The sequence below is a fragment of the Polaromonas sp. P3_B1 genome, from assembly GCF_056402935.1.
Genome location: NZ_JBFUGK010000047.1, coordinates 38,872 through 46,797, shown reverse-complemented (window position 1 = coordinate 46,797; position 7,926 = coordinate 38,872). Strand labels below are relative to the sequence as shown.

General features: G+C 61.8%; 9 protein-coding genes and 1 tRNA gene. 1 reads left to right on the top strand and 9 read right to left on the bottom strand.

Features of this window, described 5'->3' with window-relative positions:
- Positions 1-1,281 (top strand): PhoH family protein (locus tag AC1DXS_RS22075; protein WP_477739594.1); only part of this gene is annotated, 1,281 nt, incomplete at its 5' end.
- Between the two features lie 72 nt (positions 1,282-1,353).
- Here the strand turns inward: AC1DXS_RS22075 and AC1DXS_RS22070 are convergent.
- The 9 genes from AC1DXS_RS22070 to iscR form a co-directional block, all read right to left on the bottom strand.
- Positions 1,354-1,428 (bottom strand) — tRNA-Val (locus tag AC1DXS_RS22070).
- An 89-nt stretch (positions 1,429-1,517) separates the two neighbouring features.
- Positions 1,518-2,225 carry a DNA polymerase III subunit epsilon gene (dnaQ, locus tag AC1DXS_RS22065; protein ID WP_477739593.1) on the bottom strand — a complete coding sequence of 236 codons (708 nt, stop codon included), beginning with the start codon at positions 2,223-2,225 and terminating at the stop codon, positions 1,518-1,520.
- A gap of 54 nt (positions 2,226-2,279) precedes the next feature.
- A complete protein-coding gene (gene fdx, locus AC1DXS_RS22060; RefSeq protein ID WP_007867024.1) occupies positions 2,280-2,618 on the bottom strand; it encodes an ISC system 2Fe-2S type ferredoxin in 339 nt (112 codons plus the stop codon).
- A 20-nt stretch (positions 2,619-2,638) separates the two neighbouring features.
- Positions 2,639-4,501 carry a Fe-S protein assembly chaperone HscA gene (gene hscA, locus AC1DXS_RS22055; protein WP_477739592.1) on the bottom strand — a complete coding sequence of 621 codons (1,863 nt, stop codon included), beginning with the start codon at positions 4,499-4,501 and terminating at the stop codon, positions 2,639-2,641.
- Positions 4,502-4,531: 30 nt separating this feature from the next.
- Positions 4,532-5,050, bottom strand: coding sequence for a Fe-S protein assembly co-chaperone HscB (gene hscB / locus AC1DXS_RS22050; RefSeq protein WP_477739591.1), 519 nt, complete (start codon positions 5,048-5,050; stop codon positions 4,532-4,534).
- Positions 5,051-5,137: 87 nt separating this feature from the next.
- On the bottom strand, positions 5,138-5,461 hold the full coding sequence (iscA, locus tag AC1DXS_RS22045; protein WP_074575253.1) for an iron-sulfur cluster assembly protein IscA: 324 nt from the start codon (positions 5,459-5,461) through the stop codon (positions 5,138-5,140).
- Between the two features lie 46 nt (positions 5,462-5,507).
- On the bottom strand, positions 5,508-5,894 hold the full coding sequence (iscU, locus tag AC1DXS_RS22040) for a Fe-S cluster assembly scaffold IscU (protein ID WP_007867013.1): 387 nt from the start codon (positions 5,892-5,894) through the stop codon (positions 5,508-5,510).
- A gap of 34 nt (positions 5,895-5,928) precedes the next feature.
- Entirely contained in the window at positions 5,929-7,146 is a 1,218-nt protein-coding gene (locus tag AC1DXS_RS22035) for an IscS subfamily cysteine desulfurase (RefSeq protein WP_007867012.1), read from the bottom strand.
- Positions 7,147-7,259: 113 nt separating this feature from the next.
- Positions 7,260-7,796 (bottom strand): Fe-S cluster assembly transcriptional regulator IscR, encoded by a 537-nt coding sequence (iscR, locus tag AC1DXS_RS22030; RefSeq protein WP_092128187.1) that lies wholly within the window; start codon positions 7,794-7,796, stop codon positions 7,260-7,262.
- Positions 7,797-7,926 lie beyond the last annotated feature (130 nt).

The window sequence follows — 7,926 nt, the reverse complement described above, 5'->3', positions numbered from 1 at the left end:
GAGCTCGACGGCCACAAAAAAGGCATGACCGAGGTGGCGCGCAACGCCCGCCAGACCAGCCGCACCCTGGACGCCCTCGCCGGCGCGCAAGGCGCCGACATCGCCAAGGGCCTGAAGCTGGACACCACCGGCCATCCCGAGGCCGGCGGCTGCCTGTTTTTCCAGACCAAACCGCTGGATTACACGCTGCCCATGAGCCTTCCGCAGGGCAAGGCCGACAACCAGATCCTGGGCGTGGTCGAGGCCCTGCGCAAGGAATACGCGCCGCGCGAGGTGGTCCTGGTGTCCAAGGACATCAATATGCGCGTCAAGGCGCGGGCTCTGGGCCTGGCCACCGACGACTACCAGAACGACAAAACACTGGAGGACGGCGACCTGCTGTATTCCGGCTCGCTGGCCCTGCCGGCTGATTTCTGGACGCGCCAGAGCAAGACCATCGAAAGCTGGCAACAAGGCAGCCACACCTTCTACCGTATCACCGGCCCCATCGTGGGCAGCTTGCTGATCAACCAGTTCGTGTTCTTTGAGGCTCCGGGCGAGCCGCCCCTGTATGCCCGCGTGACGGAAATCCGGGCCAAAACAGCCGTCCTGAAGACCTTGAAGGACTACAACCACCTCAAAAACGCCGTCTGGGGCGTCACCACGCGCAACCGCGAGCAAAACTTTGCGATGAATCTGCTGATGGACCCTGAAGTGGACTTCGTCACCCTGGCCGGCACGGCGGGCACCGGCAAGACGCTGATGGCGCTGGCCAGCGGCCTCACGCAAGTGCTCGATGATCGCCGCTACACGGAAATCATCATGACGCGCGCCACCGTTTCGGTTGGTGAAGATATCGGCTTCCTGCCAGGCACCGAAGAGGAAAAAATGGGGCCCTGGATGGGCGCGCTGGACGACAACCTGGAAGTGCTGGGCAAGACCGACAGCGGCTCGGGCGAGTGGGGCCGCGCGGCCACCAATGAGCTGATCCGCTCGCGCATCAAGGTCAAGAGCATGAACTTCATGCGCGGCCGCACCTTCCTGAACAAGTACGTGATCATCGACGAGGCGCAAAATCTGACGCCCAAGCAGATGAAAACGCTGATCACACGGGCCGGCCCGGGCACCAAGATCATCTGCATGGGCAACCTGGCGCAGATCGACACACCCTACCTGACTGAAGGCTCCTCGGGCATGACCTTTGCCGTCGACCGCTTCAAGGGCTGGCCGCACGGCGGGCACATCACGCTGGCACGCGGCGAGCGCTCCCGCCTGGCCGATTTCGCGAGCGAAGTGCTCTAAGTCCGCGAAAAAACAACGCCCCAATGAAAAAAGGCCAAGTCGCAAGACTTGGCCTTTTTCTTCGTCAAATTCTGGTGGGCGGTGCAAGTTTCGAACTTGCGACCCCTGCAGTGTGAATGCAGTGCTCTACCCCTGAGCTAACCGCCCTATCGGTCAGCCTACGATTATATGCTGTTTCGGGCTGATTTTTTGGCTTGATAGGCGGAATCGCCTTTTACGGCCTGTCGACCCATCGCTCAGGCGGCCAGAGCCCGCCAAACCGTTTTCCCCTTGCTGGCCTTGTCGATGCCGGCCAGCAATTTCTCGTGCTCAGCGGCCTCCTGCTCGTTGGCCGCCAGCAAAGGTAGTTCAAACACACTCAGGTCTATCTGCGGTACGTTGTTGTCGCCCTCCTGGACCGTGTCGCCCACGTCCATGACCAGCGCGTTCTGGCCGCGGGTCAGGTTGATGTAGACGTCGGCCAGCAGTTCCGCGTCCAGCAAGGCGCCGTGCAGGGTACGGCCTGAATTGTCGACCTCCAGCCGGTCGCACAGGGCGTCCAGCGAGTTGCGCTTGCCCGGAAACAGCTCCTTGGCCATCATCAGGCTGTCGGTGACCTTGGCCACGCAATGCTTGATGGGCGGGCGGCCTATGAGTTCGAGCTCCTTGTTGAGGAAGCTCACGTCAAAGGGCGCGTTGTGGATGATGATCTCGGCGTCCTGCAGGTATTCCAGCAGTTCGTCGACCACGGCCGAGAATTTGGGCTTGTCTTTCAGAAACTCGTTGCTGATGCCGTGGACCTTGAGCGCGTCCTCGTGGCTGTCTCGCTCGGGATTCAGGTAGAAGTGGCGGTTGTTGCCGGTGAGCTTGCGAGCCACCAGTTCCACGCAACCGATTTCGATGATGCGGTCGCCGTTTTCAGCGGAAAGACCGGTGGTTTCAGTGTCAAGAACGATTTGGCGCATGGCTCGATTATCGCCTCCGCGCAGGACCGCCCTCGCCTGGTTTTTCCCGGAAACTCAGTGGTTTTCCTTGGCGTGGTTGATGGAGTACTTGGGTATTTCCACCGTCACATCGGTCTGGGCCAGCACGGCCTGGCAGCTCAGGCGCGAATTGGGCTCCAGCCCCCAGGCGCGGTCCAGCAGGTCTTCCTCGCTCTCGTCAAGCTCGTTGAGCGAATTGAAACCCTCGCGCACGACAACGTGGCAGGTCGTGCAGGCGCAACTGAGGTCGCAGGCGTGCTCGATGTTGATCTTGTTGTCGAGCAGGGCTTCGCAGATCGAGGTGCCGGCCGGTGCGCTGATTTCGGCGCCCTGCGGGCAGTATTCGGGGTGAGGCAGTATTTTGATGATGGGCATGGTTGTCTCAGTCAGTCGGCTCAAACCGCCTCGATGTTTTTACCGGCCAGGGCTTGTTTGATGCCGCGGTTCATGCGCTGGGCGGCGAAAGCTTCCGTGCCTTTGGCCAGGGCCTGGGTGGCGGCCTCTATCGCGGCCGCGTCGCCGTGGGTACGCGTGTCGGCCAGGCCGGCGATCAGGCCGTCGATCTGTGCGCGTTCATCGGGGCTCAGCAGGTCGGCGTCCGCGGCCAGCGCGCTTTGCGTGGCCAGGATCATGCGGTCCGCATCGACCTTGGCCTCGGCCAGGGCGCGGGCATTCATGTCCTGCTGGGCGGTGGAAAAGCTGTCCTGCAGCATGCGCGCGATGTCTTCGTCAGACAGGCCATAGGAGGGCTTCACGTCAATACGCGCCTCGACACCGCTGACCTGCTCTTTTGCATTCACGCTGAGCAGGCCGTCGGCATCAACGGTGAAGGTCACACGGATACGCGCGGCGCCGGCCACCATCGGCGGTATGCCGCGCAACTCGAAGCGGGCCAGGCTGCGGCAATCGGCCACCAGGTCGCGCTCGCCCTGCACCACATGCAAAGCCAGGGCGGTCTGGCCGTCCTGGTAGGTGGTGAAGTCTTGCGCCATGGCGGTGGGGATGGTCTGGTTGCGCGGCACAATGCGCTCGACCAGCCCGCCCATGGTCTCTATGCCCAGCGACAAGGGAATCACATCCAGCAACAGCAATTCGTCACCGGTGTTGTTGCCGGCCAGCTGGTTGGCGGAAATGGCTGCGCCCAGCGCCACCACTTCGTCGGGGTTCAGATTGACCAGCGGCTCACGGCCGAAGAAACTGGCAACCGCCTTGCGCACCTGCGGCATGCGCGTGGAGCCCCCCACCAGTACCGCACCCTGGATATCTTCCTTGGCGAGTTTGGCATCGCGCAGCGCCTTGCGAACGGCAGCCAGCGTGCGCTGGGTCAGGTGGGCCGTCGCGGTTTCGAAGTCTTCGGCCTTCATCTCGAAATTGACGAGGGCCTTGGCCAGTTGCACCGAAAAAGGCACGGGGTCGGCGGCCGACAGGGCTTCCTTGCAGTTTCGCGCGGTGCGCAGCAGGGCGGCCTTGTCTGTCGGCGCGAGGGTGTCGGCTGCCAGGCCCGCTTTGGCCAGCACCCAGTCGACCAGCGCGCGGTCGTAGTCGTCGCCGCCCAGCGCCGAATCGCCGCCGGTAGCCACCACCTCGAAAACGCCTTGCGTCAGGCGCAGGATGGAAATGTCGAAAGTGCCGCCACCCAGGTCATAGACGGCGTAAACGCCTTCGCTGGCGTTGTCCAGGCCGTAGGCAATCGCAGCCGCCGTAGGTTCGTTGAGAAGGCGCAGCACATTGAGGCCCGCCAGTTGCGCGGCGTCCTTGGTGGCCTGGCGCTGAGCATCGTCGAAATAGGCCGGCACGGTGATCACGGCGCCGTAGATGTCGTCGTTAAAGGTGTCTTCGGCGCGGTAACGCAAGGTGGCCAGGATCTCGGCGCTGATCTCAACCGGGCTTTTCTCGCCGGCAACGGTCTGCAGCGTAACCATGCCTGGCTTGTCGTTGAGCTCGTAAGGCAACTGGGCACGGCTGCCGATGTCGTCAATGCCGCGGCCCATCAGGCGTTTGACTGAAGAAATGGTGTTGCGCGGGTCTTCGACCTGCGCCGCCAGGGCCTCATAGCCGATCTGGCGCTTGTCGCCCTCCAGATAGCGCACCACGCTGGGCAGCAGCACCCTTCCCTGCTCGTCAGGCAGGCATTCGGACACACCATTGCGCACGCTGGCCACCAGCGAGTGCGTGGTGCCCAGGTCAATGCCGATCGCGATGCGCCGCTGGTGCGGGTCGGGCGTCTGGCCGGGTTCGGAAATTTGCAGGAGTGCCATGCGTGCTTGTCGTACTTTTTCTGTAATGCTTTATTGTCCCAGCAGGTCGATGCGCGCATCGACCTCGCTGGCAAAGCGCTCAATAAACATAAGGCTTCTGACCTGCCGGGCGGCCGCGGGAAAGTCCCTGTCCACGTCCAGCGATTGCGCTATTTTTGCCAGCTTCTCGCGCCCGCTCGACATGGCTTGCGAGGCGATTTCCTCAAAATCCTCGGCGGTCTCGGCCTCATCCAGCGCTTCACGCCACTGCATCTGCTGCACCAGGAAATCGTGCGGCATGGCCGTGTTTTTCTCGGCATCGATGGGTGCGCCATTGAGCTCGCACAAATAGCTCGCCCGCTTCAGCGGGTCCTTCAGGCGCTGGTAGGCCTCATTGATGCGCACCGACCACTGCATGGCCACACGCTGCGCCGCCGGGCCCTGGGCCGCGAACTTGTCGGGATGCGCCTCGCGCTGCAGGTCCTTCCAGCGCGCGTCCAGCGCGGCACGATCCTGCGCGAAGCGCTGGGGCACGCCGAAAAGCTCGAAGTCGTTGGATTGAAGATTCATGCCGAGCTTATGCCGATAAAAAGCCGCCAGCACAATCAGTGGAGGCGGCTTCGGTAAGGGTGCAGCACGCGTAAGACAGCTTGCCCGTCAAACCCGGAAACTTTCGCCGCAACCGCAACGGTCACGCTCGTTGGGGTTGATGAACTTGAAGCCTTCGTTCAGGCCTTCACGGACAAAATCCAGCTTGGTGCCGTCGATGTAGGCCATGCTTTTCGGGTCGACCAGCACCTTGACGCCGTTGTCTTCAAACACGACGTCTTCCGGCGCGATCTCGTCGGCGTATTCAAGCTTGTAAGCCAGGCCGGAGCAGCCGGTGGTCTTGACACCCAGGCGCACGCCAACACCTTTGCCGCGCTTGGTCATGTAGCGGGTCACGTGCCTTGCGGCTGCATCAGTGAGGGTTACGGACATTTAAATCACTCGAGAATGAAACAGGTGACGGGTAATGCGGTTCAGATCAGTGCGCGTGCTTTTGCTTGTAATCATTCACGGCGGCCTTGATGGCGTCTTCCGCCAGGATGGAGCAGTGAATCTTCACGGGCGGCAGCGCCAGTTCTTCGGCAATCGCGCTGTTTTTGATGCTGGCCGCTTCGTCCAGCGTCTTGCCCTTGACCCATTCGGTCACGAGCGAGCTGGAAGCGATCGCGGAACCGCAGCCATAAGTCTTGAAGCGCGCATCTTCGATCACACCCGTCACTGGGTTGACCTTGATCTGCAGCTTCATCACGTCGCCGCAAGCCGGCGCGCCGACCATGCCGGTGCCTACCGATTCGTCGCCCTTTTCAAAAGAGCCGACGTTGCGGGGGTTTTCGTAGTGGTCCACCACTTTTTCGCTGTATGCCATTTTGTTTACCTCTTTAAGCTGTCGGGCGCGCTGCTCAGTGTGCAGCCCACTGGATGGTGGACAAATCGACACCATCCTTGAACATCTCCCACAGGGGAGACAGTTCGCGCAGTTTCGCCACGTTTTCCTTGATGGTGGCGACCGCGTAGTCGATTTCTTCTTCGGTGCTCCAGCGGCCAATCGTCATGCGAAGGCTGCTGTGCGCCAGTTCGTCGCTGCGGCCCAGGGCGCGCAGCACATAGCTGGGTTCCAGGCTGGCCGAGGTGCAGGCCGAACCGCTGGAAACCGCCAGGCCCTTGATGCCCATGATCAGCGACTCGCCTTCGACGAAGTTGAAGCTCATGTTCAGGTTGTGCGGCACGCGCTTGTCGGCGTGGCCGTTGAGGAACACCTCTTCGACGTCCTTGAGGCCGTTGAGCATGCGCTCATGCAGGGCGCGTATGCGTTTGTTCTCTTCGTGCATCTCGGCCTTGGCAATGCGGTAGGCCTCACCCATGCCCACGCACTGGTGGGTGGGCAACGTGCCCGAGCGCATGCCGCGCTCATGGCCGCCGCCGTGCATCTGCGCTTCCAGCCGCACGCGCGGCTTGCGGCGCACGTACAGGGCGCCTATGCCCTTGGGGCCATAGGTCTTGTGCGAAGTCAGGCTCATCAGGTCGACCGGCAAGGTAGCCAGGTCGATGTCGATCCGGCCGGTCGCCTGGGCGGCGTCCACATGGAAGATGATGCCTTTTTCACGGCACAGGGCGCCAATGGCCGGGATGTCCTGAATCACGCCGATTTCGTTGTTGACGAACATGACGCTGACCAGAATGGTGTCGGGGCGGATGGCGGCCTTGAGCGCTTCGAGGTCCAGCAGGCCGTCGGCCTGCACGTCCATATAAGTCACCTCAAAACCCTGGCGCTCCAGCTCGCGGCAAGTATCGAGCACAGCCTTGTGTTCGGTCTTGACCGTGATGATGTGTTTGCCCTTGGTTTTGTAGAAATGGGCCGCGCCTTTGAGTGCCAGGTTGTTGGACTCGGTGGCGCCGCTGGTCCAGACGATCTCGCGCGGGTCGGCGCCGATCAGGTCGGCGATCTGCCCGCGTGCTTTTTCGACGGCGGCTTCCGCTTCCCAGCCCCAGGCGTGGCTGCGCGAAGCGGGGTTGCCGAAGTGTTCGCGCAACCAGGGAATCATGGCGTCCACCACCCGCGGGTCGCAGGGGTTCGTGGCGCTGTAGTCCATGTAGATGGGAAAGTGTGGGGTGTCCATGTGGCTAGCTTTTTTAATTCACGGGCTGGCTGGCAGCGCGGTCAACAGTCAAAAGAGTCAATGCAGTCGAGTCACAAAGCGGGGAAGCCGGGCGAGCGCCCGGCTTTGCTTCATCAGGATTTTGAGAATGCATTGCCCAGTGCAAAGACCGAATTCGGCGCATTCACGCGAATCGGCTTGACTGCCGGCGCCGTAAAGATGGCCTTCTTGACCTGCGGCGTGTTCTCGATCACCACGCCCTTGGCAAGCTGGTCTTCCACCAGCTTTTGCAGGGTCACGGAATCCAGGAACTCCACCATGCGGCTGTTCAGCGATGCCCACAGTTCGTGCGTCATGCAGCGCCCGCCTTCGCCCAGGCAGTTTTCCTTGCCACCGCACTGGGTAGCGTCGATCGGCTCGTCCACCGACACAATGATGTCGGCGACGGTGATCTCGGAAGCCTTGCGACCCAGGGTATAACCGCCGCCGGGGCCACGGGTGGACTCCACCAGCTCGTGGCGGCGCAGTTTGCCGAACAGCTGTTCGAGATAGGACAAGGAAATCTGCTGGCGCTGGCTGATCGCGGCCAGGGTGACCGGGCCGTTGTTCTGGCGCAGTCCCAAATCAATCATTGCAGTGACCGCAAAACGGCCTTTGGTCGTGAGGCGCATAACAAGCTCCTTTAAATGGCTTGACTGTCGTTTTCACCCCGCAAACTTGTGGCTTACAGGGAACTCTTCCTCCAGCCGCCCAGGTCAGTCAACCGGTATCGCGGGGGCTTTTTGTTGTTCTGGTATTGTT

Excerpts from the sequence above, each read along its gene's own strand:
- AC1DXS_RS22035 (WP_007867012.1), bottom strand. The coding sequence starts at position 7,146 with ATGGACACCCCACACTTTCCCATCTACATGGACTACAGCGCCACGAAC.
- iscA (WP_074575253.1), bottom strand. The coding sequence starts at position 5,461 with ATGTCCGTAACCCTCACTGATGCAGCCGCAAGGCACGTGACCCGCTAC.
- iscU (WP_007867013.1), bottom strand. The coding sequence starts at position 5,894 with ATGGCATACAGCGAAAAAGTGGTGGACCACTACGAAAACCCCCGCAAC.
- fdx (WP_007867024.1), bottom strand. The coding sequence starts at position 2,618 with ATGCCCATCATCAAAATACTGCCTCACCCCGAATACTGCCCGCAGGGC.
- hscB (WP_477739591.1), bottom strand. The coding sequence starts at position 5,050 with ATGAATCTTCAATCCAACGACTTCGAGCTTTTCGGCGTGCCCCAGCGC.
- iscR (WP_092128187.1), bottom strand. The coding sequence starts at position 7,796 with ATGCGCCTCACGACCAAAGGCCGTTTTGCGGTCACTGCAATGATTGAT.
- hscA (WP_477739592.1), bottom strand. The coding sequence starts at position 4,501 with ATGGCACTCCTGCAAATTTCCGAACCCGGCCAGACGCCCGACCCGCAC.
- dnaQ (WP_477739593.1), bottom strand. The coding sequence starts at position 2,225 with ATGCGCCAAATCGTTCTTGACACTGAAACCACCGGTCTTTCCGCTGAA.